The 785-nt window shown below is 63.8% G+C and carries 1 protein-coding gene; it reads left to right on the forward strand.

All coding sequences use genetic code 11. The annotated features are described in order from the left end of the window. A partial coding sequence (locus tag B7G66_RS13660) for a lytic transglycosylase domain-containing protein (RefSeq protein WP_048859285.1) occupies positions 1–447 on the forward strand: 447 nt, incomplete at its 5' end. Between the last annotated feature and the right edge of the window lie 338 nt (positions 448–785).

The following is a 785-nucleotide window of genomic DNA, read 5'->3' on the forward strand; positions in this document are numbered from 1 at the left end:
GCCATCTCCGCCAAAGGGGCGATGGGCCTCATGCAGATCATGCCCGCCACATGGCAGGAGTTGCGTCGCGATCTCGCGCTCGGGAGCGATCCTTTCGATCCGCAGGACAACATCCTTGCCGGTGCCAGCTATCTCCGCCTGCTGCACGACCGCTATGGGAATGCAGGATTTCTGGCGGCCTATAACGCCGGACCGGGCCGTTATGAGGCCCATCTTGCGACGGGCCAGCCGCTCCCACACGAGACACGGGACTACGTCGCCTCTGTCGCGCACTTGCTCGACCGGCGCACGTTTCCTGCGGACGGTCTGCACGAAAGCAGAGTCTCCGTTGCGCGCAATCAGCCTAAAGAGACGCTGTTTGCCGGCCATTTCCCGCACACGCCCCAGACATCGGCTGGCACGTCCGAGGCGTTGTTCGTGCCCGTCTCCATGGAGCAGGCACCATGATCGGCCACGTGCGGCTGCCGATGGTGCGGAGAGCCGGGAAGACGGGGGAACGGCGGTTGCGCTGGGGATCGGGTCTTTGGCGGCTAATGCAAGATAAAAGCCGCAAGGTGCGGCATGGTTGGGGAGGGCGGTTTTTCTGGGGTTTTCACAAGGTCATTTTCCCATCCCAAGGTGTCCGATCGCGTGATTGGCTTGTTTTCAATGTGTTAGCGCAAGGTCCCGGTCTTCATGGCCCGCGATGACGATTTCCGGGTCCGGCCGGGTCGCATCCGCTCACCCCGTGCCCGCCAGGGACGATCCTTCATCGGGCGCGTGCTGGCCGCCACCAACCGGGCGGG

Source organism: Novacetimonas hansenii JCM 7643, assembly GCF_000964405.1.
GTDB lineage: Bacteria > Pseudomonadota > Alphaproteobacteria > Acetobacterales > Acetobacteraceae > Novacetimonas > Novacetimonas hansenii.